Raw genomic sequence first — 25,945 nt, forward strand, 5'->3', positions numbered from 1 at the left:
CTTGTGGGGGGGGTGACAGCACATTTGGCCAGATAAGAGATAAGAGATCATAGTCATTTATAATAAAACCTTACTCTTTATTCCAGCTTCAATAATGCATCAGCAAAGCGCAAAACAGCTTCTCTCATCTCTTCTTTTTTTAATCGTGCATAGGTAAACCGAGCATATCCATTCGGGGCCCCGTATACACTGCCAGGCATATAAAGAAATTTATTTTTGATCGCCTCATCTACTAATCGATGATCATCGACTTTCCCGTTCATTTTACACCAAATAAACAAGCCTCCAGATGGAATGGTAAAGCTTATTCGATCTCCTAATATCTCTTTCAATACCAAGGCCATTTCATTTCTTCGTTCTAATAATTCTTCTCGTAGACGCTGGAGATGGTTCTCATATTGTGATGATTGTAAAATTTTTGTCGCAATCAATTGTGGAAAAATACTTAAGCCAAAATCAATTTGATGCCGAGCATCTGAGAGACGATTAATAACTGATTGGGGGCCAATCACCCAACCTACTCGCAAACTTGAAGCAACCACTTTAGATAAAGATCCAACATAAAGCACATTCCCACTTTGATCAATCGATTTAAGTGGAAATTGTTTCTCCCCTTCCAAGGATATTAAACTAACCGGATCATCCTCAACAATTGGAATCCCGTATCGAGCGGAAATCTCCAAAACTTTCATTCGTCTTGATTCCGAAAGCACGGTCCCTGTTGGACTTTGGAAAGTGGGATTTAAAAAGATCATACGAATTTGATATTTTTCATACAATTTCACAATATCATCCGGATTTATGCCATCTTTATCAACCTGTAAACCATAAATGCGCACACCAGCTGATTGAAACAGTGGCAACGAATAACTATAAGAAGGTGCTTCAATGGCAACGGCATCCCCAGGATTTAATAGACACTGTGTGATCAGATATAGGGCCTGTTGTGCTCCGGATGTCACTAGAACCGAAGAACTCGTTGTATTAATACCATGTTCTTTTTTGACATAGGATGCAATAGCTTCTCTGAACAGAGGATGGCCTTGTTGATGGACAGATCCCAATTCGCTTGAAACCATTTGACCTGTGAATGATGATTGCAAAAGGCTGTTGGGAAACAAATCTGACGACAATTCACCACTAGCTAAATTAAAGCCATCTCTCATTTGTTTAGCTTCATCACGAATTTTCTTAATTAAAGGATAAGTGGGGATAAACGAGCCACTTTCAATATACCTTCTCCAATTTGTAACCCCTTTTGGAAGGATCCCCCACTTATGTGTACTAACACGTGTGCCGCTCCCTTTTTTTCTCTCAACCAATCCGGATGCCTGTAGTTCATCATAGACATGGGCAATTGTCATCCGATTGACACTTAGCTCCTGAGCTAATTTCCGTTCTGATGGCAGCAAACTGCCAGGCGGAAACTCTCCATAAGCAATTCTTTCCTCAATAATTTCATAGATTTGTTGATAGAGTGGTTTGTCTGCCTTTCGATTCAATGTCCATTCCACTTCTGTCACCGTCCTTTAGTCAAATTCGCCCCGTCGAATTTGCGCCCGGATTTTTATCACGCTTCAAAGCACCACATCCTGTGGTTTCGCCTTACTAGGACGTCCTGTCCGTCGTCGAGCTGGCTTGATAAAATACCTCTAAAAAATCCGTGGCATCCGCCGGAGGCTTAACTTCATTGTGCAAGGGTGTGAACCCCTGCACAATAAAGTTAAAGTGGATTAGTAGGACTACATCCAACTGGATGAGTACAACGATACTTTTTTAAATTATCATAATAATTAAAGAGTAACACGGAAATGGTGAAAGGTAAAACCGACAGATATTAAGGGGGCCATTAGATTGAGTTTTAAAACAAATGTAAGTGAGCTACGAAAGAATTTAAATATTAATACCGTTAGTGCTGGCTTAGTAGCATCAATTTTTGGATGCACAGGACCTGCTTTAATCATCATTGGCGGAGCGACAAACGGGGGGTTAACATATAGTCAGACAATTAGTTGGTTGTTTGCCGTTTATTTTTTTAGTGGCATCCTTGGAATGATTTTAACTTTAAATTTTCGTCAACCAATTTCAGGAGCTCATTCGATAGCAGGTGCTGTGTTAGTTGCGGGTGCGTTGACACATTTTTCGATCAATGAAGCTATCGGTGCCTATTTAATTGCCCATATTATCGTTATATTGCTTGGATTTACAGGGTTGATTGATAAAGTGATGAAATGGATTCCTGTACCAATAGTCATGGGGATGATTGTCGGTGTGATGATTCGATTTGCAACCGAAATGATTACATCTGTAACGATTTCGCCTCTATTAGCAGGTGTATCGATCCTCGTATTCCTATTATCAACAAAATTCTTTAAAAAAGTGCCACCTGTTTTAACAACTTTAATTGCAGCGATTATTTTAGCAATTGTTACGAATCAATTCCAATTTCAGGGTGCAGGAGATTTATTTGTTTTACCACAAGTCATTATGCCATCCTTTAGTTTGGATGCGATCGTTTCGATTGGAATCCCATTAGCATTATTGATTATTTGTACAGAAAATGCCCAGGCATCAGGGGTTTTAATTGCGCAAGGATATAAGCCGCCAAATTCAGCAATGGCTGTGTATGGGTCCACTGTTGGCTTAATTGCTTCCTTTTTTGGAGCACACGCCATTAACATTGCCGGTCCGATGACAGCCATATGTTCGGCAAAAGAAGTAGGTCCAAAAGAAGGTCGATATGCGGCATCTTTTGCAAATGGGGCTTTCTTTTCAGCGTTCGGTTTGTTTGCTTCAATGGTCGTCCCGTTTGTAGTTGCTATGCCAGGAGTGATTGTAACTGTCATTGCAGGACTTGCTATGCTAGGTGTGCTGATTAATTCACTTAAAACTGCCTTTTCCGATAATAAGTTTCAAATGGGTGCATTTTTCGCCTTAATTATTGGAATGTCAGGTGTAAGCTTTTTCAATATTAGTGCTCCTCTTTGGGCAATTATTGGAAGTTTAATCGTATCGTTCATTGTTGAAAAGGATCATTTTGTTTTGAAAGCGAAGGCAGAGAAGAAACGGAAGGTAAGTGTTGAAACAAGCGCTTAAACAGTTTAATTTCACTTTAAAGATGTCACGATCTTTTATAAATCATGGCATCTTCATTTTCACTTTACTAGCAGGTTTTCACTTTTCAATTGCAATTTATTTTTCTGTTTTTAAGTAAAATACTCTTTGACAAACATATAATATTGATGTAATTTAAATAATATACGAACAATATTATGTGTTAAACATTAAAATATTCGTGTTTAGGAGTGCGTACATATGATGGATACCGTTTTCGATTATGAAGATATACAATTAATACCAGCAAAATGTATTGTGAACAGCCGCTCAGAATGTGATACGAGCGTTACTTTGGGGGGACGTACCTTTAGACTGCCGGTTGTTCCGGCAAATATGCAAACCATTATTGATGAGAAAATCGCTGTTTATTTAGCCCAAAATGGGTATTTCTATATTATGCATCGTTTTAATCCTGAGAAACGAATTGCTTTTATTAAAGATATGAGCGCTCGCGAGTTATACTCTTCTATTTCTGTTGGGGTGAAGCGAGAAGAATATGATTTCATTCAACAAGTTGTGAATGAAGGACTTAAACCAGATTACATTACAATTGATATTGCTCATGGTCATTCAGAAAGTGTCATTAAAATGATTAAACATATCAAATCCCATTTACCACAAAGCTTTATCATCGCTGGGAATGTAGGAACACCAGAGGCCGTTCGAGAGCTTGAAAATTCTGGTGCCGATGCAACGAAAGTCGGGATCGGACCAGGTAAAGTATGTATTACGAAAATTAAAACAGGATTTGGAACAGGAGGTTGGCAATTAGCTGCACTTCGTTGGTGTGCCAAAGCCGCAAGTAAACCCGTAATAGCAGATGGTGGGATTCGTACTCATGGGGATATTGCGAAATCCGTACGCTTCGGGGCAACTATGGTCATGATTGGTTCATTATTTGCTGGTCATGAAGAATCTCCTGGTGAAACATATTCAAAAGATGGAAAACGTTATAAAGAATACTTTGGATCTGCATCAGAGTTCCAAAAGGGTGAGAAGAAAAATGTTGAGGGCAAGAAAATGTATGTAGAATACAAAGGTCCATTACAAGATACGTTAACCGAAATGGAACAAGACCTTCAATCTTCCATATCCTATGCTGGTGGAAATAAATTAAGTGCAATTCGTAATGTGGATTATGTTGTTGTGAAAAATTCAATCTTTAATGGGGATCGTGTTTATTAATCTCCTTCATCGGGACAAAGATTTATTTCCTTGTCCCTCATTTTTTAAAAAGATATTATTTAAACTTTTCGGGGAATTGCTTTACAATCCCATTTGTTAAAAAATCTCCCATTTCGATAAGATGTTCTTCATTTAAATCTGCTGTACGAATGTCCTCAGCCCACTCTTTTTTCAACCTGTGAGTTACTTCATCCGTTGTAAACTTTAAATGAGTATAGAACATATTTTGTAAATCCTGTTTAGACCAATTTGGGTTGGCGCTGGCAAGAAATTCAACAATTTCATCGGCATTTCTTAACCATTCTTTATTGTATTTATTTACGTTTGCTTGATCTCCTTTTTGGGCTGCTTCAATAATTTGACCAGCAATGACAATATGTTCTTTTAATAAGTCCGTTAATTTATTTCCTGCTTCTTCACCATAATAAGGTTTAATTATATTCCCTATCTCAACCTGATTTTGAAGCAAACGTTCTAATACATCCTTTTGGTCAGCAAGATCGGCTAGTTTGCTTACAATCAGACTTCTCGTCCACCAGGCATGTTCAATCCATAGCTTCTGAAACCCATACTTTAATTTAATAACGGACTCGTTTAAACATTCCTCGTTTGTTGAAGGGGTTTGCTCCTCTGCCCCCACAATTGCTGTTGTATTCATTAAAGCCACTGAAAAGATCATCATTACTAAGATTAATTTTTTCCTCAAGAATATAATCTCCTTTACTAGCTTTTTAAATTTTAATTTTAGTATCTATTTCTTTTTCTTGCTTATACCCTCTCCTTCAAAATAACCTAGCATTTAGTTGACATAATAATATTATTGGCAATTTAAAGACTTCATTTTATCCTATAAATAAAAAAGCACCTGAGCATTAAGGTGCTGTTTGAAAAAGTAATATTTATGTCAACTTTATCTTATCTTATTTAATAATCAATACAGGACAATGGGATAGTTGTGAAACCCTTTGACTAACACTCCCTAGCATTAGTTTTTTAAAGTTTCCTAAGCCACGACTCCCCATGACAATTAGTTGATAGTTCTCCTTCTCTGCTTTTTTTACAATTTGAATGGCAGGATCACCAAATACGTATATTGGTTCTATTTCAATTCCTTCTTCAGCTGCTAATGCAACCGCATGATCTAAGATTTCATTTCCCTCTTCCCGCAATGCTTTGTATATTTCATCGATTGATTCATTTGGGATCGTTTCAGGGATACGCAAGTTCTTTTCTACATGAATAACCCCTATTTTCGAATATCTCTCTTTCGCAAATTGAATTGCCGAATTTAATGCTTTCAGACCCATTTTCGATCCATCCACCGCGACCAGAATCCGGTTATACATTTTTCTAGCCTCCAAATAATATCTATATATTTCTTATTTTATCAAAAATCGACTCATATTCTTAATGATTTTTAACAAAAACATGAATATTGTTTTTTTCTATCCCTTTGAGCAATTAGAATCAATCTTTTTTACATGATTTGAGACAAAAACACTATTTATTAGGACTGATGAAATTACACCTAACGTAATATTTCTCTCTTGTATTAGCAATACTTTATAGGAGTACGACAATTTGATGGGGGAATTATATTGGATTATGCATGGCTGTCTATCATACCTTTTATAATAGTCATTGCAATGTCTATTTGGTTAAAGGATATTCTACCCGGCCTTGTGGTTGGGCTTCTTGTTGGCTCTATACTTGTTACTGCAGATTTATTGCAAGGGATCCAACAATCAATTACTTATATTGTGACAACCCTTTCAGACGAAGCCAATATTAAAATTATTAGCTTCTTATATTTATTTGGCGGGTTAGTCGGAATGATGAATATTTCAGGTGGCATCAAAGGTTTTGCTCAATGGATTGGAGCCAAAATCCATACAGAGCGGGGTGTCCTTAGTGTAATTTGGCTTACATTGCCATTTACTTTTATGATGCCAATGTTCCGAATCATGTTAATCGGACCCATTATTAAAACGCTTATCAAAAAAATGAATCTATCTAAACAAAAAGTGGGAATGACCTTAGATATCTCTACTGAATCTGTCATTGTCTTATTACCTGTGGCAACGGCTTTTGTGGGATTTATGGTCTCACTTGTTGAGGGTGGAATTTCTGGGCTAAATACGGAGATGTCCTCATATGAAATATTCCTTTTAAGTATTTTATTCGACTTTTTCGCCATTGTCATGTTATTGATTGGCATTATCCAAACTGTTTGGCCTTCAAGAAAAGGCATTACGAGTGAAATTAAAAGCGAAGCTCAACTAGAAGATATAGAACATGAATTCCATCGAATAGGAATTAAAAAAGAATTATCCATGGTAAAATCGCAACCTTGGAATTTAATCGTTCCCGTCTGTTTATTAATTGCATTAACCTTGTATTTATTGTGGCAAAATGGAATTTCACTAGGTGCTGAGACCATATTCAAGGCGTTTGCTATGGCTGATGCAACTTTTGTCATGCTATTGGCTGTTTTTATTACACTTGTCGTTACTTTTGTTTTCTATATTATGAGACGACAACCATTGAACGAGCTTTTGTACCACTTTTATGATGGCGGAAATCAGATGATGCAAGCAATCAGCTTATTAGTTCTGATTTGGGCACTTACTTTATCAGCAGAAGAACTTGGATTTTCAACCTTTATCAGCTCAACACTGGGTGGTTTTTTACCAGCGTTTATGACTCCTGCCACCATTTTCTTGATTGGTGCGGTAGTTGGTTATTTCATTGGCTCCTCATGGGGCACTTGGGGGTTATTTATGCCACTTGGAATCGCACTTGCGGTCTCAACAGGTGCTTCCATTCCCTTAACGGTTGGGGCTGTGTTTGCTAGTGGTGCATTTGGTGCGTTGACCTCGCCACTTGGTGATACTACAATTACAACTGCCTCGATACTAGACTTAGATTTAGTTAAATATGCGCGATATAAATTAAAATTGTCTTCGATCGGCGCAGGGATTTCAGTGATTTTATATATAGTTGCTGGATTAATGCTTTAATAAAAAAAGTCAGTTGCAATGCTTTTGTAAGCATTGCAACTGACTTTTTCTAAATGGGTATTAGTTTATGGCTTACGACCAGTGGCACCAATAGATTTGTCCGTATCACTCTGATTATTATAAGAATCATCATTGTACCCGCGATTCGGTTTTCCTTTATCCTTAAATGTACTATGTTTTTCAGCAACTTTAGTAAATTGTTCGATATCTGGATTAATCATTTTATAACCTCTCTCATTCTTAGTTAGTCAAATTATACTGATTACAAACAGACTGTTTTACAATTTTACACTTCTTCGATAAACACAACTTGATCGTGGCCGCAACTATTACATGACAATAAATGGGGGCATATTTGCTTTTTAGATGTGTTTGGATAGCCATCCCCCATTTTAACAGTTTCCTCGTCATTGTAATGGCCATAAGGATCAAGAAAATCAGATACTTTTCCAGAGTCATCTAATTCCGTTCCACACACAGAACAATACTTTTCTACCTCTTGAAGCCCATTGCAGATCAGACACATCGCCACCTACTTACACCCCTTTTTCACAGTTCCCTATTAGTATCGATTGATCAGAACATTAGTATGTAAAAAACTAGGGCATCCGACATCTTCCAAAAAACGGAAGGCACCCGAAACCCTAGTTTTCAAGTTCTTTTTCAATTAATAATCGATTATGATGATGAAATTTTTTCATGTTTCGGGGGAACCTACAATTTTTAATGAGATCGGTAATCCCCTTTTCGTTTTTTGCTGATATGTATTCTCTCATTTGATAAATGTAATGTAAGGACTCTTGCTGCCTTTTCTTAATCTCTGATGAATCTTTCGTTGGGTTGCCATGTCCGGTGACTAATAGTTGAATGTCAAACTGTGAAAGGATTTCATTCAATTTTAAAATGGTTTTTTCGTATTCATAACCGCTGTAATAAATATAAGGAAATTCAATATCTGAGAAGTAATCACCGCTTATAAACAAACCAATCGGTTCTATTACTGTAAATAATCCATCATTATTATGACCTGGCGCTTGGTAAAATGTTAATTTTGTTTGACCCATATCCACAGTAGTACCATCTCCATCGATTACGATATCCACCTTTGGATATTCAATGCTATAATCTCTAGAAATGTAGTACTCATCATCAAATGTGTGTATTTCTTCTATAATTTGCTTTTTTTCGGTTAACGGTTTTCGTCCAAACGCACCACTAGCGATCACTTTCGCATCTGGAAAAGCACGGTAGCCAATAATATGATCATAATCAGAATGTGTAAATAATAAATAGAGCGGCCGATCCTTTCTTATGATGTCAACATATCTTTTTATATCAGCTATTTCTTGAGGAAGCCAGTTTGGATCTACTACAATTACACAATCGTCAGTTGAAATAACTGTTGAAGTCGTCTCATATAAAGCACTGCGAAAAATTGTTGTATAATGATCCTTCCATATAATCATTGATATCACGTCCATTCTTTTAATTGACCCTCCTCTTTTTTACCATAAAAAATAAGAAGAAACCACACTTATAGCAGTGTGGTTTCTTCTTATTGATTGACAGCTTTATCAAAATCACCCACTTGATGATATTCTGAAAGTTGTTCAATTAACTTATTACTGTTTTAATTTTACATACTCTTCCTTAATTTCATTAATCGTTTGGTCAATTTCCTCTCCATAATGGTCATTGACTGTTTTAAAAACAACATTTCCACTATCATCCATTAATGCATAACCACGATAGGATGTATCTCCATTATTCATTCCCATGTAATCAATTAATTCCATCTCTGGGTCTGATATAAACGGAAGACTAATCCCAACCTCTTCCAATAACGCATCATGCAACATAGCCTGTTCTTCCGCAGTATCATTACTAATAATATACATAGGAATATCTAGTTCTTCTAATTCTGCTAAATTTTTATGCAACCCAACGAGTTGCTGCTGACAAAGTCCTCAGGTATATGTAGTTAGGAAAAAGAAAAGAGTAGGCTTTTCTAATGGAAATGTAACTTGCTTTTCTTCATGATTCAGTAAAGTTACTGGTTCGGCTAGACCTTTTTGTCCACATGCCGCTAAAAGAAGAATCGCGATTAATAACAACGGGACCCATTTCCTGTTCAACTGTTACCCCTCCATTCTTGTTGTGTTTTTATTCATTTTAGTCGGACTCTATTTATTAGTCAATTCAAAAGAGTCGAAACTAGCAATTGAAATTTTTGATGCTTAATCTATATTTTCGATGCATGTTAATTGAAAGAAACTACTTTTATATCCTAATAAAATTGGTTACAATTGTTATTGTGAATTTTGAAAAAAAAGAGGTTTAATAATGAGAAAAAATTCTTCCACTGATAAATCAATTGAGATAATCATTGAAATTAAAAGAAAAGAATTAATTGAAACTGGTCTCAAGCATGGTTTTAGTAGTTCCCAAACGTTGATTGCCAGTCAGCAACTTGACGACTTAATTCTTCAATATCAAAAAAGTAACCAATGATTTCTTCAAAAGTCTATTAAACCATCAATTGATTTGCTCCTCGAAATGAATTTTGATGAAAATGACTTAATAATAAGAAGAAATCCTCCTCTTTTTCGGGTAATTCTGTATCTTGATAAAAGGATAAAAGGATATATACATTGTTTTATATAGTTCTTTAACGACTTTATAATCATGTACATAACTTGTTTCTATAAACCCACATTTTTTCCAAAATTGAATCCTTACGGCATTAGTAACTGTCTGTTCTGCTTCAACTTCAATTAATATTCCACTGAAACCTCTCAACTGCGCCCATTTCTTGATTTCATGTACCAATTTTTTACCAACGCCTTGATACCGAACCTCTTTACTAACAGCTAAATAATCTATAAGAAGCATCTTCGAATTTTTCAAAATTCCAGTTAGTGCGATGGCAAAAATTTTCTCATTGTCTACTATATAATGAAAATGGCTAATTTTTTTGTTTAACATATTTTTGATTACTTTCTCCTGTTTTCCACCGGAATTACCAAATGCTTCATGATAAATAACTCTCCATTTTTTCCAAACCTCATCATCCCACTGATTGACTGTTTTCAACTTCAAGTCAAGACTACCTCCGTTTATTGAATCGTATCATTTAACTTCTTATACCACTGTTGGGTTTCTTTTGAATCCTCCCCGTTAATAAAAATAGTTTTATCTTTTGTAACAATTAATAAATAAGGTGAACCTCCCCGAATAAATAACAGACTACTTCCAAATGTTTCTAAATAAAAGTTTCCTTTTAATAAATTTCCCGCATTAAAGCCATTCTCTTTATAATGTACTTTAGGTAATTCAGTTAATACTTGAATTCTTTCAATATCTGCCAATTTCCACTCATTTCCATACATCCCACTAATCTCAAATGTATCCCTTTTCACAATTAAATCATTTGATTGGGATCCAATATAGAATAAAATAACAATAAATCCGATAACAACCGTACTAAAGATTGATCCGTACCAAAGACTTTTCTTTCTTTTAGCTGGTATTTCAAAACGAGATAGGTAGATGAAACCACCTAGTAAAAAAAGCGTCATAAATCCATATTGTACTTCAACTACATATGGAAAAGAGGTAAAGATAAGGGGAAAAAGCAGCAACATTCCAACTGCTGTATAAATTAACAAAGAACCAGCCTTTTGAGGATAACCTCTTTCGATTAATTCTTTCTGCTCTGCCTCAGGACGGTTATTAAAACCGGATAATAACATGTATTGTTCTTTAAAACGAATAACCCAACCTAATAGAAAAAACAAACCAATGACCATCAACTGGACAAAAATATGAATCCACATTATATACCCTCCTTTTCGACTTAAATTACCATCATTTAAGAAATTTATTAGGCTTAAACGGCAGTAATCCCCCCTTCACTAGTGGAAGTTTCATATTTGTACTAAGGATATTGTACATTACGAAAGAAGATTATAAGAGGTTTTTGTTATTTTATTTTCTCTAATATTAGCCCTAAAATGAAAAAAGGTCTCTAAATTAGAGACCTTTTTTCACTTTTAGCGTACAGATTTTAACGCTGTTGACCATGAAACAAGTTGTGTTAACATTTCATTCACAGTACCTTCATGCATTTCAGCTGGTTTGAAAGTTTCCCCATTTTCAAAATCGGTGAATAAAGAAAGAGCTGGATGTGTCCGGACATCTGCAATGGCTAATTCCCCTAAAATTCCACGAAGATGTTCTGCTGCACGTGCTCCACCAACTGAACCATAACTAACGATCCCTGCAGCTTTGTTATTCCATGCTTCACGTGCAAGATCAAGAGCATTTTTCAATGCACCAGTAATACTATGATTGTACTCTTGGACAATAAAAACAAATCCATCTAAGTTATTTAGCTTTTCATTCCAGGCTGCGATTCCCGGTTCTGATCCATCCGTTGTTCCTAAAAACGGTAGATTATACTCAGCAATATCGACGATTTCATAGTTCGCATCCCCTCGATTAGCCCCCAGAGATTTTACCCATTCTCCAACCTGTGGACTTAAACGCCCCTGACGTGTACTTCCCAATATAATTCCAATGTTTAACTTTGTCATTTGTTCTTCCTCCTGTCTTGTGTTTGCGGAACGCCCAAATAGTCTGTCTAGAAACCCCATGATTTGCACCGCCTAAAAAGTATTAGTTGAAAATTTTTTTTAAGTTTGGGTCAATAATATAATTCCACTATTTTGTCATTATAAACTCAAAACCAAATAAAAAATATCTCGATACAATCTATCTTTAATTAATTTATCATTAATTCAAGATAATAATATTACAATCCCCCCTACTCTGTCAATAGCTTTGTTTGTATAGATCAATTGAGCAGGTATGTGATGTAAAGTGATTTAAAATATACCAGATGACAGGAGGTTTATAAAATCAATCATTAAACATGTCCAAAAAAAATAAGGCAAACCCATTCGCTGACACGAACAAATCTGCCTGTTTTGTCCCTCATAAAGAGAGCCGTATATTCGGGACAGCTCTATGTTTTCAGATAGTCTCATCCTAGACATCATTAAAGTAACCATATTTAAGTTCATAAGTTTATCAACATCGATTATGAGTTTTCATGATCATTCTTATATGCAGCTATCCCCTTGTATTTAGCCCCGCCTACGCTAAATACGATGATGGCCACGCGTGCCATCCAACCTAATTTCATTATACTGGTAAGCGCTTTCATTTTCAACGAAAACCGTCCGATGAGTTTCGACATTTTTCACCTTTCTCCTGTTTATATATTGTTTTTATATACTCATTCAATTAATTGTAATATCCAATAATTTTTTAAGTCATCTAGAATATTATTAAATTCAGTAGACAAGCTACTACTATAGGAGGTGAATGAAAATGAATGAAAATTATGAGAGCAAAAATGAACAAAACACTCACTCTCTTCAAGATGAAGCAATGGAACGTGCCAATCAAACGTTTAATAAAATCAAACAAGAAGTTCAAGATATGATCCATGAAAATGGACAAGCGGAAAATATGGAATAATACGATAACTCACCTTTTTATATACAACTATTTAGATCAAAACCACGAGATTCGTTCTATTGGAAACAGAATCCCGTGGTTTTGTTTTGAATAGATCTAAATTAAATTCTCGTTTAGAATGGATTCTATAAACTGTGCAACCCCATCTTCATTATGAGTTGATGTAACGACATCACATACTTCCTTTACTACATTATCTGCATGGCCCATAGCTGCACTTTTGCCTGCGATTTGTAACATTGAAATATCATTATGATTATCCCCGATTGCCGCTGTTTGGGCTAGATCGATCCCTAATTCTGCAGTTAATAATCTTAATGCATTTCCTTTCGATGCCTCTTTATGTTGTAAATGGAAATTATAATTCCCTGATTGAACGACGGTTAAATTGGGAAGTTTGTTAAACTTTTTCCAACCGTCTCGAAGCTTTTCTTCAATATAGGATATCGCTAAAATATTATAAATATCGATATCACTATCCATTAATTCCTCGCAGGATGATATGAAGGAAAACCCTGATTGTCCGAATTGAATTTCAATCCCCCGACGAAATAATGCGGTTTCATTTTTCGTGAAGATTCCTTTTTCCAACTCATCAAATAATGTTTTTTCCCCGTACTTTGGAGCGCAGATCCTATTTTCAATAAAAACCTCATAATAAAATTGATCCTTTTCTAATTGAATAAGCATATCGATTGCCTGTTGTTTATCAAGAGGAATGGATTGATATAACCTGCCATCAGGCCGGTGAATTGTAGCTCCATTTGTTGAAATAATCCAAGGGCTTAAGCCTATTTCTTTAAAAAACATCGTAGCATCAAAGTTTGCTCGGCCAGTAGCCACGACGATCTCAATTCCCTGTTCAATGGCACGTTTAATCGCAGCAATATTTCTTTCACTAATTGTTGTTTCATCATTTAAGAGAGTTCCATCTAAATCGATGGCAATCAATTTAATCATGTATGAATTCCCCTTTATAACGTAAGATTTACCTAGAAAACCACAAGTACCATTAGGTCTTAAACAAAGTTTGTCATTTTTCTAGTATAATAATCATAACAGATTGAGAGATTGGTGGGTTAAAACATGGATATTCGACATTTACAATACTTTCTTGAAGTAGCCCGACAGAAAAACATGACAAAAGCCGCGGAAACTCTTCATATATCTCAACCAGCTTTAAGCAAAATGATTAAAAACCTGGAAGAGGAACTTGGATTGACGTTAATTATTCGATCTAATAAAGCAAGTGAAGTTACGGATGCCGGCCAAATTGTAATGGACTATGCGCAAAGAATGATCTCTCTAATGGAAGAAATGGCAACAACTTTGTCTGATATGACCAATTTACAGCGCGGCTCTATTCACATTGGGATTCCTCCGATTGCTGGAAGTTTATTCTTCCCAAAAGTTATTGCTGAATTCCATGCTACTTTTCCAAATATTAAAATAAACATTACCGAATATCCTGTACCAAAACTAACAAAAAAAGTACTGGATGGAGAGATTGATTTAGGCATTGCCGTTCTGCCAATTGATGAAGTTGAAATTCTATCCTATCCCATAGTAAGCGAAAAAATGAAACTAATTCTACATGTTGATCACAAACTTAGTGAAAACAAAGTAGTAAAACTCAATGAATTAAAAGACGAGGAATTTATTTTTATTAGCGAAGATTTTGCACTCCATGATATTATTTGGAACCATTGTATTCAAGCTGGATTTCAGCCTAGGATTTTATTTAAAAGTACGCAATGGGATTTTATGACTGAAATGGTTGCTGCTCATTTAGGCTTGACTATCTTGCCTGAATCGCTCTGCTACAAAATCGATAACGAATTAATAAAAATCCTAGATCTAGAGCCTGTTATCCCATGGAATCTCTCCGTTATTACAAAAAAGAACAAATATATTTCCAATGCTGCTCAAACGTTTATTGACTTTATGATTAAAGAACAGAAATAACCGCCTGAAAGAAGCTGTCTTAATAGAAGAGTGCTAACACATTTCTATTAAGACAGCTTTATTTTAATTAACAAATGAAAACCTTTTCTTATAGAATGTATCCTTGTCATAACTTTTGGTTATGACATTGATAAATTAAATGTATTTTACCAAAGATCTCCAACGGTTTATAGTAAAGTCATCAACGGATTGAAAAAACCAAGGAGTGATTCATCGTGAAAAAATTAATCACGATTACCATACAAATTCTATTTATACATATGTTTTTATTTCTCGGGAACGTAATAAAAACACTTGTCCCATTACTTATTCCCGCTTCCATGGTAGGCTTACTGCTCTTGTTCCTAGCTTTATGGCTTGGCATTATAAAGCTGGAGTGGGTAGAACAAGGCGGCAATTGGTTGTTAGCTGAATTATTGCTGTTCTTTATTCCTTCTGCAGTTGGAATTGTCAATTACGAGGAAATGTTGAGTTGGCAAGGATTAAAATCTGTTTTCTTAGTAGGATTAAGCACATTCATTGTCATAAGCTCGACGGCCTTTATAGCTGAAAAATTAAACAATTGGAAAGCGAAGGAGATGTTAAAATGAATATGATCATCCCTACTATTGGAACTTTTTTGATTTACATTTTAGCGAAAAAGGTCTATAAAAAATGGTCCTATCCATTTTTTAATCCTTTACTACTGAGTACCGTTACAATTATTGTATTAATTACCCTGTTTAAAATACCTGCAAGTACGTATATCGAACAGACAAAGGGAATTAGCCATTTACTTAGTCCTGCTACAGTAGCCTTTGCCATTCCAATTTATAAATATTTGCCCTTATTAAAAAAGTATTTAGGCAATATTCTAGTCAGTATTACGAGTGGATCCTTTGTTGCAATTGTTTCATCCTTTGTCTTAGCTTTCATTGTGCATTTAAACGAAGATTTAACGATGAGCCTGCTCCCCCGCTCGGTTACAACTCCGATTGCGATCGAAATTTCAAAGGAAATAGGCGGTTTGCCACCGTTAACGACGATTTTTGTCATTATTACCGGGATGATTGGTGGGATCATTGGGCCTTATATTATTAAATGGTTTTCAATTCAATCGCCAATTGCCAGAGGATTGGCTCTAGGAATGGGGGCGCATGGTTCAGGTACAAGTGCTGCAATGGAATACGGTGAAAAAGAAGCGACCTTTTCGATGATTGGTCTAATTCTTGCCGCATGGATTTCGCTTTTTATGGTCAACTCACTGGTTCCCTCTTTACTGCTCCTTATTCATTTATAAAGTGAAACTTCCATTAATGGGGTTCTTACTCCCTCTATAAATAAAGGATTATCTTTCGGCCCGTTCAGCCTGATAAAAGAGAACCCTCCCCAATACGTTTATTGAGGAAGGTTTCTTTTTAGTTAGAAAAATAATAAACAACTTTTGGTAGAAGTTTGTCAAAGTCGTGTGCTGTCATGGTTTGATCGCCATGTTGTTCTGTCCATTTATTCCCACATGCCCCATGGATATAAACGGCATTTGCGACTGCATCCTTTATCCCATCATGTGTATGGACACTCGCTACAAGCATCCCGGTAAGCGTATCCCCTGTTCCCCCTTTTGAAAGTGCACGATTTCCAGTCGGATTGATAACTCCCGATCCATCTGGGAAAGCAATGACCGTCCATTCTCCTTTAAGAACGACAATTACACCATTCTCTTGAGAAAATTGTGAGGCCAGCTCGATTCGATTTTTTTGGATATGTGCAGAAGACTCTCCTGTTAAACGACGAAATTCCCCAGGGTGTGGAGTTAGAATTGTTGGTGCTTGACGTTTCTTATACTCTCTCGGGCTTAGTGCCCCAGCATCTAAAATAACAGGGACTTCCTTGTTCAAAATATCATTTACAAATTGTTCTAGCTGTTGGTCAGGATTTAACCCTGGTCCAATGGCCATGCTAGAAAAAGCCTGTTGTTGAGTTAATGACCATTCATACAAAAAGGTTGCCTCTGGTGTAAATCGGCCAATAAAAATGGAAGCATGTCTTGTCGTTGCAACAGATAGCTTGCCAATTCCAAACCGAATGGCCCCGATTGCCGCTAATGCTGCACTTCCAGGCATCTCGTCACTTCCTGCCACTAGTAACCCTGTTCCAAAGGTTCCTTTATGTGTGTTGCCTGTCCTTTTAGGCAATGTGTTTCGGACTTCTTCTTCTGACCAAACCTTCCATCTACTACTTTGCAGAATCCCGATATCAATTACAGTCGTTTGCCCATAATAATGTGAGGATGGATAGAGAAAAGCGGATGGCTTATATCCATGTAGAACATATGTATAGTTGGCCTTTACAGCATTGTCATCCACATCGCCCGTGTCACATGCTACTCCTGTTGGAACATCTATTGCAATTACTTTAGCTTGTTGACGGTTGATCCAGTTTGTAATCTCCAAAACATCTTCACGGAGTGGCAACTGGCTACCGACCCCAAGCAATCCATCAATAATTACATCTGCTCTTATGTTTTCTGTAAAAGGATTAAAATCATAGCCGCAAGCTTCATAATAAGCTAAATGTTCCTCGGCTGTTTTCGTTTTTGGCAGACCTAAAGGAAACATTAAACTTACATGATAACGATTGTTTTTTAAATAGCGTGCTAAAACAATTCCATCTCCTCCGTTATTCCCCTTTCCCGCCAGAATGACAATTTTCTCGGTCCGCGTAATCGCCTTGCTAATTTGGTGATATAAGCCGTTTCCTGCATTTTCCATTAAAGTGAATAACGACATTCCATTTTGTTCTGCATGTGCATCTACATCTTTAATTTGCTGACCTGAGTAAATATACATAACGATCCTCTCCTCATTTTTCTATTTCCATTATAATCCTTTTTTTACTTTTTGTTTGAGATTATTCCTTTTATGAAACGATAGTGTATAATAACGATTGGAAACATTATGAGAGGATGCATGAAAATTGAATATTACCGAATACACTGTTGAACAAATTAAAGATCCTACTGGCATATTAACAGGTGAACGTTATGAATTTTTTCTCACGATTGAGGTGCCAGAAGACGATGAACTAGCTGAGGAACAAGGCCTACAATTGAAAGTCCTTTATGGGGTTGATGAAAACTCTTCTAAAATTCTTCAGTACCACTTTTATAATCGTATCGAAAATAAGTATTTGGATTTTGAATTAGAAGAAGATGAAGAAAAAATAGTGGAAGATTTTTGCCGGGCACACTATGGCGAAGATGAATAATTAGCTAATATTATTACAGAGACTTATAGCTATATTGGAATGATAAAAAGGAATGAAATCACGAAAGGTTTCATTCCTTTTTACTTTTAACTATCTATTTATTTCCTTCTTCCACTATATGAAACAATAAATGAGCTAAATGATGAATGGGACCATATTCTTGTTCCTCTTCTTCCGTCTCTTCTTCTTCTTGGAATTCAAGATCATTTAGATATAACGCCATGAATTCATAGTAATCATCCTTTTGAAAAGCATAGCACGCACTCGGATCTTCATTGTCCTCATCATACTGTAGAATTAGATGAGATTGTCCTCCTTTTTCATCAAAGGCATCAAAAAATATGAAAAATCCAATATTGGTGTCCAATTCAAATAAATGCCTCGTACCGCCTTCTGTTACTCGGTTAAAATCATCCTCCGATAACTTTTGAACAGTCATTGAATCAACCTGATCTTCTTTGTGAAATTGCACAGTGAAAGTATTCATTGTATCGCTCCTTATCTTTAGTCAACATTAAAAAGTATGTACAACCAGATCTCACTCTAATACATTTCGAAGAAATTTGCTATTGAATTCAGATATTGGGGGAAAGAAATAGTAACGGCCATTATTAGATGCGGAAAAAAGTAGACCTAATTCACGAAGATGGTTTTAGGCAATGGTCCGTGATGAGAGTTTTAAGAAGTGGCGGCCATCTGAATTGGCGATAGTTGAATGTAATGTAGATAATCATTAACGGCTTCAATATGAGCGTTCTGAGAAATGAATTGACAGCTTGGACAAATCCAATTAGCTGAAATGTTAGAACAACTTACACTAAATAGAATTTGATTCGGTTCTATTTTAAACTTTTGAAAAGGATCTTACATAGAATCAACATGCTTTTTTAACAAATATCGATTCAAGTTTTGCATTCGTGTTTTCACTAATTTAGATTGACGGTAAATTTTCTCAAACTTTATGACCTTTTCATAAAGCTGTTCATCATGAATCATGCAATTAATCAGATCTTGATTAAAAGAGTTTGTCTTTAAGATCATATAGGAATTTGTATTAAAAAAGCCCGCTAATCATTAGCGGGCTTTAAAACTTTTATATTTTTTGAACATTAACAGCTTGTGGTCCACGTTGACCTTGCTCTATGTCAAAACTTACTTCTTGGCCTTCATCAAGAGATTTGAATCCTTCACTTTGGATTGCAGAAAAGTGTACGAATACGTCGTCTCCACCTTCTTGCTCAATAAATCCAAATCCTTTTTCAGCGTTAAACCATTTTACTTTTCCTGTTGCCATTTACATTTTCCTCCTAGATATCATTGCAAAAAATCAGAATCTAAAATTCTGTCCTTATTAATATGTCTACATTTCTCGATTTTTATAAGGCAAAAACACTATTTTTATAAAATATTTTTTTCTGATTAACGATTACGGCTTCTTCTACGATCGCGATCACGGTCACGATCACGGTCACGAGAAGATGATGATGCACGTCCACGGTCATTTCGGCGTTTACGATCGAATTGAGGTTTCGGTTTTCTAGATCGTAACGGTTCAACAGCCGTTAATCTAACCGGTGTCGCATCAGGTTCTTTTGTAATCAATTTCAAAGCAGCTGCCAAAAGTGTTACCGAATCCATGTCTTCTAATAAATTTTCGGCAATCTTTTTATATTCTTGATACTCATTATTTTCAATTGTCTCTTGTAATTGATTAATTGCCGCCTGTTGATTCCCCGCCAACACGTCATGCATTGATGGAATTGGCATTTTGTTCATTTTCTTTTTCGTCATATTCTCAATGATTCTCAAATGATCAATTTCCCTAGGAGTTACAAATGAGACCGCTATCCCTTTTTTCCCTGCTCGGCCTGTACGTCCGATACGGTGAACATAGCTTTCTGGATCCTGTGGAATATCAAAGTTGTATACGTGAGACACTCCGCTAATATCAAGACCACGTGCAGCAACATCTGTTGCAACCATAATATCGATGGTTTGGTCTTTAAAACGACGAATCACTTGATCACGCTTTGCTTGAGCAATGTCTCCATGAATCCCTTCAGCTGAGTACCCTCTTTTAATAAGACCCTCTACGACTTCATCGACACGTTTCTTCGTCCGGCCAAACACAATCGCCAATTCGGGAGATTGAATATCCAGCAAACTACACAAAACATCAAACTTTTGTTTTTCATGCGCTTCAATATAATGCTGTTCAATATTGGTAACGGTCATTTCTTTTGCTTTAATTCTTACAATTTCAGGATTATCCATGAATCTCTCGGCTAAAGATTGAATCCGTTTTGGCATTGTAGCAGAAAACAGCATGGTTTGCTTTTCCTCAGGTGTTTTGGCAAGGATTTTTTCAATATCCTCAATGAATCCCATATTTAGCATTTCATCTGCTTCGTCTAAAATAACCATTTTGATATGATCAAGACGAATCGTTTTTCTCTCAATATGATCAATTAATCTTCCTGGTGTTGCTGCAATGATCTGTGGTCTATTTTTTAATGCACGAATTTGACGGCCAATATCCTGTCCACCATAAATCGGTAACGTACGTATGCCTTTAACTTGACCAATCCGATTCAACTCTTCTCCGACTTGAACAGCAAGTTCACGTGTTGGACATACGACAAGTCCTTGAATTCCAGCTTGAACGTCCATTAACTCTAAAAGTGGTACACCAAAGGCTGTTGTTTTACCTGTACCGGTTTGGGCCTGGCCAATCACGTCTTTACCTGTAAGGGCAATAGGAATTGCCTGCGCTTGAATTGGTGATGGTTCTTCAAAGCCCATATTGGAAATAGCTTTTTCAATTTCTTTACTCAAGCCGAAATCTGAAAATGTTGTCAAAATAAAATTCCTCCTTAGAAAACTCTTTTAAATATGGTTGATATAACAAGTATAGGTTTGCCATTAAACCATTCTTTTTTTCATAAAAATAAAATTATCATTAAAAAGTGGGTTATCAATATGCGGAAGGTAAGAAGTAAGAGGTTTCCTCACCTTTATCAATCACGAGGGGTAATCAATAACGCTCTTTAAGTGGTATGAAATCGCAAATGATCTAACGACATAAAAAAGTGATGCATGGGATACATGCATCACTTTTATCAGCGGTTAATTACGCTTTAACAACGTTAGCTGCTTGTGGTCCACGGTTACCTTCAACGATATCAAAATTAACAGCTTCACCTTCTTCTAAAGTTTTGAAGCCTTCAGATTGAATAGCTGAGAAGTGTACAAATACGTCCGTTCCTTCTGTAGATTCGATGAATCCAAAACCTTTTTCTGCGTTAAACCATTTTACTTTACCTGTGTTCATGGGTAGTACCTCCGAAATTGTTTTCACTCTAAGTTATACATATAACATTTTACCTAATAAAAAAGCCGAAGCTTTAAAGTAACTGTAGAATAAATAACGACTACAGTATTTTGCAGCAACGATCACTTATCCATTGAAAATATATACCGAACTTAATAGCGTACCCTTAATATAATCTTTTATTACCTATTTGTCAATACAAAATACAAAAATTTACTTTATGAATATGATCTTAAACATAAGTCTTTAAACCTAAAACAATAGAAGCCCTACCTCTCTCCTATCCCTACGGCTCCTGGGCCGTGCCAATAGAATCAGGTTCAATAAAAATAATGAAAATAAGTGTGAATTTTGTCGACGACATTGAAGTATTGTGGAGTATCATTGATTACAGAAGTATAATATAGGAAGGTTATCGTACTGAGTATTAACTGCGTGAGAACAGTCTTTCAAGAAACTAACTAATTATATGTGCATGATTTGTCCTTTTTAATCATATACGATTCTTCCACTTTTGTCAAAACAGAAGGATCGTTCGTTCGGCTTCTTCGATCACTCGTTTCAACTCCTCGGTATTATTTTTAATTTGTTCTTCATTCCAATTAAAGTATTTTGACATATATAGAATGACATCTGTACTATATTTTTTTACTAAAGAAATCTCAAAGTATAGTATCCCTGTTCGCCTTATAAAAAAATCAAGGGGTGTTAAGACCATTTCATGGTCTAGTGCATAGTTCAACTTGACAAAAAGTGAAAGAGGGATGCTTTGTTCCTGCTTATTTTTCTTCAAATACTCGAATACTATGTCTACATTTGAACCGTAGAATGAAACTAACTCCTTGGCTTCATCGAGGGTCAAACCATATTTAACACCTTCCACCGCCTTTCTTGACACATAGGCTTGAAACCGGGCGGACCCACCTTCAACATAGCCGCCAGAAATGGGGGTTTGGGCGGTTTTACAAGGCCTAAATAAGCGATCTTCAAATCGATTCGAGATTAAATCCAAAACTAGCTCAGCCATTTTTCGATATCCAGTAAGCTTTCCACCTGCAATTGTAATTAAGCCTGTCTCAGACTCCCAGATTTCATCTTTCCTAGAAATCTCGGATGGATTCTTCCCCTCATCCAAAATAAGGGGCCGGACTCCAGCCCAACTAGATTCGATATTTTTATCGGTTAATCTGAGACTAGGGAATCTTGAATTGATGCATTTTAATAAATATCCGCGATCTTCTCTCGTTACTTTCGGAGAGATCGGGTCTTCTTCAAAAAAGGTATCAGTAGTACCAACATAGGTTTTTCCTTGCCTTGGTATCGCAAATACCATTCTTCCATCATAAGTATCAAAATAGATCGCTTGTTTTAATGGAAAATCTCTTTTATCAAATACAAGATGAATTCCTTTTGTCCGCCTCAAATTTTTTCCTTTCAAACTGCCATCTTTCTCACAAATCGTATCAACCCAAGGGCCTGTTGCATTAACCACTTTTCTTGCCCTAACCGAATGGGATTTTCCTGTTATTATGTCTGTCACTGTTACTCCGTTTATCTCACCAGATTCATTATATTGTAAACTTTCAGCCTTTATATAATTTAAACAAAGTGCCCCATAATGGTAGGCAGATTTTATTACTTCAATTGTAAGTCGCGCATCATCCGTACGATATTCAACATAATAACCACCACCAATTAAGCCCCGCCGCTTTAAGAGCGGTTCTTTTTCTATACATTCCTCTCGGGATAACATTTTTCTTCGTTCTGATTTCTTAACAGAAGCTAGATAATCATAGACTTTTAGACCTATCGACGTTGTACAGCGTCTTAACGTTCCATGCTTGTAAATCGGCAGTAACATCTTTTCTGGAGTGGTAACATGGGGGCCGATATTATATACAACTTCTCTTTCTTTTCCTACTTCGCTTACTAACCGAAACTCCCATTGTTTCAAATATCTCAGACCACCGTGAATCAGCTTTGTCGATCGGCTTGAGGTTCCCGCAGAAAAATCCTGCATATCGATTAACGCTATTTTCATTCCACGTAACGTCCCATCTAATGCAATGCCAGCTCCAGTGATCCCACCTCCAATAACGAGTACATCAAATGTTTGAGATGTTAGTTGCTCAATAAAATGATTTCGATGTCGATTTGAAAAGTTCAATCTATCACATCCCCTCCAAAATCCTGCTTTTACTAACCTATGCAATTTGAGCTAAAACATGAAAAAGCATAGAGGTTTCTCGTCTTTATATGTAGACGTCAAACACCTATGCTTTCTATTTAATGTTTAAATGTCATTGCTGCTTTGACTGCTTTTGTCCAACCCTCATATAGAAGGTCACTATCTTGCTTCTTCATTACAGGAAAAAAAGTATTTTCTTTTGCCCATAGCTGAGAAATTTCATTTTGGCTCTTCCAGTATCCTACTGCAAGTCCCGCTAAATATGCTGCACCCAGAGCTGTTGTTTCATTAATTTGTGGGCGTTCTACTGGTACTTGTAAAATATCACTCTGGAATTCTAAGAGAAACCTATTACTCACAGCACCCCCATCAACCCGTAACGATTTTAGATTAATACCAGAATCCGCTTCCATCGCACTTAATACATCTTTTGTTTGATATGCCAATGACTCTAAGGTTGCTCGCACAAAATGCTCTTTCTCTGTTCCTCTTGTTAAACCAAAAACAGCACCTCTTACATCACTATCCCAATAAGGAGTTCCTAACCCAACAAACGCAGGTACCACATATACCCCTTCTGAAGAATCTACTCGTCTGGCATATCTCTCACTATCAGCTGAGTTCGAAAACATTCGTAGTCCGTCGCGAAGCCATTGAATGGCAGAACCTGCTACAAAAATGCTGCCTTCCAAAGCGTATTGAATTTTCCCGTTTAGTCCCCAAGCAATGGTGGTTAACAGGCCATTTTTCGAAACTACTAGATTTTCTCCTGTATTCATGAGCATAAAACATCCAGTACCATATGTATTTTTTGCCATACCTTTTTCATAGCAGGCTTGACCAAAAAGTGCTGCCTGCTGATCTCCTGCCGCCCCTGCAATGGGAACCTGTCTCCCAAAAAAATGCTCCTCTGTTGTAAGGGCATACAATTCTGATGATGACCTTACCTCAGGTAACATCGACTTTGGAACTTTTAATATCTCTAATAATTCATCGTCCCATCTTAAGTCATGAATGTTAAACATTAATGTTCTTGATGCATTCGAGTAATCCGTTACATGTGCTTTTCCGCCCGACAGCTTCCAAATTAACCAAGTGTCAATCGTACCAAATAACAATTCACCCTTCTCCGCTTTCTCACGAGCACCATCTACATGGTCCAATATCCATTTCACCTTTGTTCCTGAGAAATACGCATCAATTAAGAGTCCAGTTTTATGTCGTATAACGGGTTCATAACCCATAACTTTCAAATTTTCACATATTTCATTTGTTTGTCTCGATTGCCATACGATGGCATGATAGATCGGCAAACCAGTCGCTTTATCCCATACAACTGTTGTTTCTCGTTGATTTGTAATTCCAATCCCTGCCACTTGCTCAGGTTTAATCCCAGATTCTGTGAGGACAGTTGCAATTACAGCTAGAATGGAAGCCCATATTTCGTTTGCATTATGTTCCACCCATCCCGGCTTTGGAAAATACTGAGGAAATTCCCGCTGGGCAAGATGGACGATTTCTCCATTTCGATTAAATAATATCGCCCTTGAACTTGTTGTGCCCTGATCTAACGCTAAAATAAATGTTTCCATGAGATTCCCCTCTCTCATTTATCTTACTATATTTTACCATATATAACTTTGTCTTATCGTCATATTCAACTGATGCGGAATGAAGTTAACGGTTGTAACGATCTTCATAATAATGGAACAATATGACACAAGTTAATAGCCATGCAGTACCTGCTAGATAGCCTCCAACAATATCACTAGGATAATGAACACCTAAATAAATACGAGAAAGTCCAATGAAGAGAATTAACAATGCGTTAATCGTAATCGCGATCCAGCGCCCCATTTTTTTATGGACTAAATGGATGATGATACAAGCTAATGAACTATAAAAAATAAACGACCCCATTGCATGTCCACTTGGGAAACTATAACTTTCTTCACTGATTAATGGTAAAATATCAGGCCTTTCTCGTTTAAATAACCACTTTAACCACATATTGAACAAGGCCCCAATCCCACTTGCGGCCATCATAAAAATGGCTAATGATTTCTTTTTCTTAATTATCAATCCGACTGCTGTTAATATAACAAAAATGGTAATGCATTTAACAGATCCTAATTCAGTAACAAATAGCATCCAAGTCGTATTACGTTCACTAATTGTGGATTGGATAAAGCTAATGATTGCTTGGTCAAATAACACTAACGCATGACGAGAAACTTGTTTAGAAATATAGATAAATAATAAAATAAATATGCCAATTACAATAAGAGCAGAACGGATATATGAAATTTTTTTCGATTTATAAACGGTTAAACCCATATGTAATTCCCT

The 25,945-nt window shown here is 36.3% G+C and carries 30 protein-coding genes and 1 pseudogene; 9 read left to right on the top strand and 22 right to left on the bottom strand.

Annotation, left to right across the window (positions count from 1 at the left end):
• Window positions 1–77 precede the first annotated feature (77 nt).
• A complete protein-coding gene (locus tag R4Z10_RS11735; RefSeq protein WP_338469493.1) occupies window positions 78–1,514 on the bottom strand; it encodes a PLP-dependent aminotransferase family protein in 1,437 nt (478 codons plus the stop codon).
• Window positions 1,515–1,854: 340 nt separating this feature from the next.
• Between R4Z10_RS11735 and R4Z10_RS11740 the strand changes: the two genes are divergently transcribed.
• Together R4Z10_RS11740 and guaC are read left to right on the top strand one after the other, a co-directional pair.
• Window positions 1,855–3,096, top strand: a complete 1,242-nt coding sequence (locus R4Z10_RS11740) for a benzoate/H(+) symporter BenE family transporter (protein WP_338469494.1) — start codon at window positions 1,855–1,857, stop codon at window positions 3,094–3,096.
• A 222-nt stretch (window positions 3,097–3,318) separates the two neighbouring features.
• On the top strand, window positions 3,319–4,302 hold the full coding sequence (guaC, locus tag R4Z10_RS11745; protein WP_338473227.1) for a GMP reductase: 984 nt from the start codon (window positions 3,319–3,321) through the stop codon (window positions 4,300–4,302).
• A gap of 55 nt (window positions 4,303–4,357) precedes the next feature.
• On the opposite strand, the gene R4Z10_RS11750 is transcribed toward guaC, so the two are convergent.
• A complete protein-coding gene (locus R4Z10_RS11750; protein WP_338469495.1) occupies window positions 4,358–5,008 on the bottom strand; it encodes a glycosyltransferase in 651 nt (216 codons plus the stop codon).
• 214 nt (window positions 5,009–5,222) lie between these two features.
• Window positions 5,223–5,648 (bottom strand): universal stress protein, encoded by a 426-nt coding sequence (locus R4Z10_RS11755; protein WP_338469496.1) that lies wholly within the window; start codon window positions 5,646–5,648, stop codon window positions 5,223–5,225.
• Window positions 5,649–5,900: 252 nt separating this feature from the next.
• On the opposite strand from R4Z10_RS11755, the gene R4Z10_RS11760 reads away from it, so the two are divergent.
• The gene (locus R4Z10_RS11760) at window positions 5,901–7,322 is read left to right on the top strand and encodes a Na+/H+ antiporter NhaC family protein (RefSeq protein WP_338469497.1); all 1,422 of its coding nucleotides are present in this window, start codon (window positions 5,901–5,903) and stop codon (window positions 7,320–7,322) included.
• 65 nt (window positions 7,323–7,387) lie between these two features.
• Here R4Z10_RS11760 and R4Z10_RS11765 read toward each other — a convergent pair whose 3' ends face one another.
• The 5 genes and pseudogenes from R4Z10_RS11765 to R4Z10_RS11785 all read right to left on the bottom strand — a co-directional run bounded on the left by R4Z10_RS11765 (window position 7,388) and on the right by R4Z10_RS11785 (window position 9,457).
• Window positions 7,388–7,543: a hypothetical protein gene (locus R4Z10_RS11765; RefSeq protein ID WP_338469498.1), complete on the bottom strand. Its 156-nt coding sequence runs from the start codon at window positions 7,541–7,543 to the stop codon at window positions 7,388–7,390.
• 65 nt (window positions 7,544–7,608) lie between these two features.
• Window positions 7,609–7,848 carry a hypothetical protein gene (locus R4Z10_RS11770; protein ID WP_338473228.1) on the bottom strand — a complete coding sequence of 80 codons (240 nt, stop codon included), beginning with the start codon at window positions 7,846–7,848 and terminating at the stop codon, window positions 7,609–7,611.
• 118 nt (window positions 7,849–7,966) lie between these two features.
• The gene (locus tag R4Z10_RS11775; protein ID WP_338469499.1) at window positions 7,967–8,803 is read right to left on the bottom strand and encodes an MBL fold metallo-hydrolase; all 837 of its coding nucleotides are present in this window, start codon (window positions 8,801–8,803) and stop codon (window positions 7,967–7,969) included.
• 141 nt (window positions 8,804–8,944) lie between these two features.
• Window positions 8,945–9,271, bottom strand: a pseudogene (locus R4Z10_RS11780) (hypothetical protein); the annotation flags it as partial.
• Window positions 9,272–9,289: 18 nt separating this feature from the next.
• On the bottom strand, window positions 9,290–9,457 hold the full coding sequence (locus tag R4Z10_RS11785; protein ID WP_338469500.1) for a lipoprotein: 168 nt from the start codon (window positions 9,455–9,457) through the stop codon (window positions 9,290–9,292).
• 208 nt (window positions 9,458–9,665) lie between these two features.
• Between R4Z10_RS11785 and R4Z10_RS11790 the strand changes: the two genes are divergently transcribed.
• The gene (locus tag R4Z10_RS11790) at window positions 9,666–9,833 is read left to right on the top strand and encodes an aspartyl-phosphate phosphatase Spo0E family protein (RefSeq protein ID WP_338469501.1); all 168 of its coding nucleotides are present in this window, start codon (window positions 9,666–9,668) and stop codon (window positions 9,831–9,833) included.
• Window positions 9,834–9,899: 66 nt separating this feature from the next.
• Here the strand turns inward: R4Z10_RS11790 and R4Z10_RS11795 are convergent, their stop codons facing one another.
• From R4Z10_RS11795 to R4Z10_RS11810, 4 genes are all read right to left on the bottom strand, one after another.
• The gene (locus R4Z10_RS11795; protein WP_338469502.1) at window positions 9,900–10,421 is read right to left on the bottom strand and encodes a GNAT family N-acetyltransferase; all 522 of its coding nucleotides are present in this window, start codon (window positions 10,419–10,421) and stop codon (window positions 9,900–9,902) included.
• Between the two features lie 17 nt (window positions 10,422–10,438).
• Window positions 10,439–11,158, bottom strand: a complete 720-nt coding sequence (locus tag R4Z10_RS11800; RefSeq protein ID WP_338469503.1) for a DUF3784 domain-containing protein — start codon at window positions 11,156–11,158, stop codon at window positions 10,439–10,441.
• 216 nt (window positions 11,159–11,374) lie between these two features.
• The gene (locus R4Z10_RS11805; protein ID WP_338469504.1) at window positions 11,375–11,977 is read right to left on the bottom strand and encodes an NADPH-dependent FMN reductase; all 603 of its coding nucleotides are present in this window, start codon (window positions 11,975–11,977) and stop codon (window positions 11,375–11,377) included.
• 446 nt (window positions 11,978–12,423) lie between these two features.
• A complete protein-coding gene (locus R4Z10_RS11810; RefSeq protein ID WP_338469505.1) occupies window positions 12,424–12,582 on the bottom strand; it encodes a hypothetical protein in 159 nt (52 codons plus the stop codon).
• Window positions 12,583–12,716: 134 nt separating this feature from the next.
• Here R4Z10_RS11810 and R4Z10_RS11815 point away from each other — a divergent pair, with 134 nt between their 5' ends.
• A complete protein-coding gene (locus R4Z10_RS11815) occupies window positions 12,717–12,866 on the top strand; it encodes a hypothetical protein (protein ID WP_338469506.1) in 150 nt (49 codons plus the stop codon).
• 96 nt (window positions 12,867–12,962) lie between these two features.
• Here the strand turns inward: R4Z10_RS11815 and R4Z10_RS11820 are convergent, their stop codons facing one another.
• Window positions 12,963–13,826, bottom strand: coding sequence for a Cof-type HAD-IIB family hydrolase (locus tag R4Z10_RS11820; protein ID WP_338469507.1), 864 nt, complete (start codon window positions 13,824–13,826; stop codon window positions 12,963–12,965).
• A 126-nt stretch (window positions 13,827–13,952) separates the two neighbouring features.
• On the opposite strand from R4Z10_RS11820, the gene R4Z10_RS11825 reads away from it, so the two are divergent.
• The 3 genes from R4Z10_RS11825 (at window position 13,953) to R4Z10_RS11835 (ending at window position 16,110) form a co-directional block, all read left to right on the top strand.
• A complete protein-coding gene (locus tag R4Z10_RS11825; RefSeq protein WP_338469508.1) occupies window positions 13,953–14,831 on the top strand; it encodes a LysR family transcriptional regulator in 879 nt (292 codons plus the stop codon).
• Between the two features lie 215 nt (window positions 14,832–15,046).
• Complete coding sequence (locus tag R4Z10_RS11830) at window positions 15,047–15,421, top strand: CidA/LrgA family protein (RefSeq protein WP_338469509.1); 375 nt, start codon at window positions 15,047–15,049, stop codon at window positions 15,419–15,421.
• Window positions 15,418–16,110 carry an LrgB family protein gene (locus R4Z10_RS11835; RefSeq protein WP_338469510.1) on the top strand — a complete coding sequence of 231 codons (693 nt, stop codon included), beginning with the start codon at window positions 15,418–15,420 and terminating at the stop codon, window positions 16,108–16,110. Before R4Z10_RS11830 ends, R4Z10_RS11835 begins: the two co-directional genes overlap by 4 nt.
• 118 nt (window positions 16,111–16,228) lie before the next feature.
• Here the strand turns inward: R4Z10_RS11835 and R4Z10_RS11840 are convergent, their stop codons facing one another.
• A complete protein-coding gene (locus R4Z10_RS11840) occupies window positions 16,229–17,659 on the bottom strand; it encodes an NAD(P)H-hydrate dehydratase (RefSeq protein ID WP_338469511.1) in 1,431 nt (476 codons plus the stop codon).
• 127 nt (window positions 17,660–17,786) lie between these two features.
• Here R4Z10_RS11840 and R4Z10_RS11845 point away from each other — a divergent pair, with 127 nt between their 5' ends.
• Entirely contained in the window at window positions 17,787–18,077 is a 291-nt protein-coding gene (locus tag R4Z10_RS11845; RefSeq protein ID WP_338469512.1) for a DUF6509 family protein, read from the top strand.
• A gap of 94 nt (window positions 18,078–18,171) precedes the next feature.
• On the opposite strand, the gene R4Z10_RS11850 is transcribed toward R4Z10_RS11845, so the two are convergent.
• From R4Z10_RS11850 to R4Z10_RS11885, 8 genes are all read right to left on the bottom strand, one after another.
• The gene (locus R4Z10_RS11850; RefSeq protein WP_338469513.1) at window positions 18,172–18,564 is read right to left on the bottom strand and encodes a cytosolic protein; all 393 of its coding nucleotides are present in this window, start codon (window positions 18,562–18,564) and stop codon (window positions 18,172–18,174) included.
• 377 nt (window positions 18,565–18,941) lie between these two features.
• Window positions 18,942–19,118, bottom strand: a complete 177-nt coding sequence (locus R4Z10_RS11855) for a hypothetical protein (RefSeq protein ID WP_338469514.1) — start codon at window positions 19,116–19,118, stop codon at window positions 18,942–18,944.
• Window positions 19,119–19,170: 52 nt separating this feature from the next.
• Entirely contained in the window at window positions 19,171–19,371 is a 201-nt protein-coding gene (locus R4Z10_RS11860) for a cold-shock protein (RefSeq protein WP_338469515.1), read from the bottom strand.
• 125 nt (window positions 19,372–19,496) lie between these two features.
• On the bottom strand, window positions 19,497–20,936 hold the full coding sequence (locus tag R4Z10_RS11865; RefSeq protein WP_338469516.1) for a DEAD/DEAH box helicase: 1,440 nt from the start codon (window positions 20,934–20,936) through the stop codon (window positions 19,497–19,499).
• A 271-nt stretch (window positions 20,937–21,207) separates the two neighbouring features.
• Entirely contained in the window at window positions 21,208–21,408 is a 201-nt protein-coding gene (locus R4Z10_RS11870) for a cold-shock protein (protein WP_338469517.1), read from the bottom strand.
• A gap of 517 nt (window positions 21,409–21,925) precedes the next feature.
• The gene (locus R4Z10_RS11875; protein WP_338469518.1) at window positions 21,926–23,575 is read right to left on the bottom strand and encodes an FAD-dependent oxidoreductase; all 1,650 of its coding nucleotides are present in this window, start codon (window positions 23,573–23,575) and stop codon (window positions 21,926–21,928) included.
• Between the two features lie 119 nt (window positions 23,576–23,694).
• Complete coding sequence (glpK, locus tag R4Z10_RS11880; protein ID WP_338469519.1) at window positions 23,695–25,188, bottom strand: glycerol kinase GlpK; 1,494 nt, start codon at window positions 25,186–25,188, stop codon at window positions 23,695–23,697.
• A gap of 85 nt (window positions 25,189–25,273) precedes the next feature.
• On the bottom strand, window positions 25,274–25,933 hold the full coding sequence (locus R4Z10_RS11885; RefSeq protein WP_338469520.1) for a phosphatase PAP2 family protein: 660 nt from the start codon (window positions 25,931–25,933) through the stop codon (window positions 25,274–25,276).
• Between the last annotated feature and the right edge of the window lie 12 nt (window positions 25,934–25,945).

Origin of the sequence: Niallia sp. XMNu-256, assembly GCF_036670015.1 — a bacterium.
GTDB lineage: Bacteria > Bacillota > Bacilli > Bacillales > Cytobacillaceae > Bacillus_BD.

What these genes read in the sequence shown, in the direction of transcription:
- R4Z10_RS11835 (WP_338469510.1), top strand. Translation starts at nt 15,418, where the DNA reads ATGAATATGATCATCCCTACTATTGGAACTTTTTTGATTTACATTTTA.
- R4Z10_RS11840 (WP_338469511.1), bottom strand. Translation starts at nt 17,659, where the DNA reads ATGTATATTTACTCAGGTCAGCAAATTAAAGATGTAGATGCACATGCA.
- R4Z10_RS11850 (WP_338469513.1), bottom strand. Translation starts at nt 18,564, where the DNA reads ATGAATACTTTCACTGTGCAATTTCACAAAGAAGATCAGGTTGATTCA.
- R4Z10_RS11765 (WP_338469498.1), bottom strand. Translation starts at nt 7,543, where the DNA reads ATGATTAATCCAGATATCGAACAATTTACTAAAGTTGCTGAAAAACAT.
- R4Z10_RS11775 (WP_338469499.1), bottom strand. Translation starts at nt 8,803, where the DNA reads ATGGACGTGATATCAATGATTATATGGAAGGATCATTATACAACAATT.
- guaC (WP_338473227.1), top strand. Translation starts at nt 3,319, where the DNA reads ATGGATACCGTTTTCGATTATGAAGATATACAATTAATACCAGCAAAA.
- R4Z10_RS11815 (WP_338469506.1), top strand. Translation starts at nt 12,717, where the DNA reads ATGAATGAAAATTATGAGAGCAAAAATGAACAAAACACTCACTCTCTT.
- glpK (WP_338469519.1), bottom strand. Translation starts at nt 25,188, where the DNA reads ATGGAAACATTTATTTTAGCGTTAGATCAGGGCACAACAAGTTCAAGG.
- R4Z10_RS11800 (WP_338469503.1), bottom strand. Translation starts at nt 11,158, where the DNA reads ATGTGGATTCATATTTTTGTCCAGTTGATGGTCATTGGTTTGTTTTTT.
- R4Z10_RS11870 (WP_338469517.1), bottom strand. Translation starts at nt 21,408, where the DNA reads ATGAACACAGGTAAAGTAAAATGGTTTAACGCAGAAAAAGGTTTTGGA.
- R4Z10_RS11810 (WP_338469505.1), bottom strand. Translation starts at nt 12,582, where the DNA reads ATGTCGAAACTCATCGGACGGTTTTCGTTGAAAATGAAAGCGCTTACC.
- R4Z10_RS11755 (WP_338469496.1), bottom strand. Translation starts at nt 5,648, where the DNA reads ATGTATAACCGGATTCTGGTCGCGGTGGATGGATCGAAAATGGGTCTG.
- R4Z10_RS11820 (WP_338469507.1), bottom strand. Translation starts at nt 13,826, where the DNA reads ATGATTAAATTGATTGCCATCGATTTAGATGGAACTCTCTTAAATGAT.
- R4Z10_RS11770 (WP_338473228.1), bottom strand. Translation starts at nt 7,848, where the DNA reads ATGTGTCTGATCTGCAATGGGCTTCAAGAGGTAGAAAAGTATTGTTCT.
- R4Z10_RS11825 (WP_338469508.1), top strand. Translation starts at nt 13,953, where the DNA reads ATGGATATTCGACATTTACAATACTTTCTTGAAGTAGCCCGACAGAAA.
- R4Z10_RS11885 (WP_338469520.1), bottom strand. Translation starts at nt 25,933, where the DNA reads ATGGGTTTAACCGTTTATAAATCGAAAAAAATTTCATATATCCGTTCT.
- R4Z10_RS11790 (WP_338469501.1), top strand. Translation starts at nt 9,666, where the DNA reads ATGAGAAAAAATTCTTCCACTGATAAATCAATTGAGATAATCATTGAA.
- R4Z10_RS11860 (WP_338469515.1), bottom strand. Translation starts at nt 19,371, where the DNA reads ATGGCAACAGGAAAAGTAAAATGGTTTAACGCTGAAAAAGGATTTGGA.
- R4Z10_RS11855 (WP_338469514.1), bottom strand. Translation starts at nt 19,118, where the DNA reads ATGATCTTAAAGACAAACTCTTTTAATCAAGATCTGATTAATTGCATG.
- R4Z10_RS11805 (WP_338469504.1), bottom strand. Translation starts at nt 11,977, where the DNA reads ATGGGGTTTCTAGACAGACTATTTGGGCGTTCCGCAAACACAAGACAG.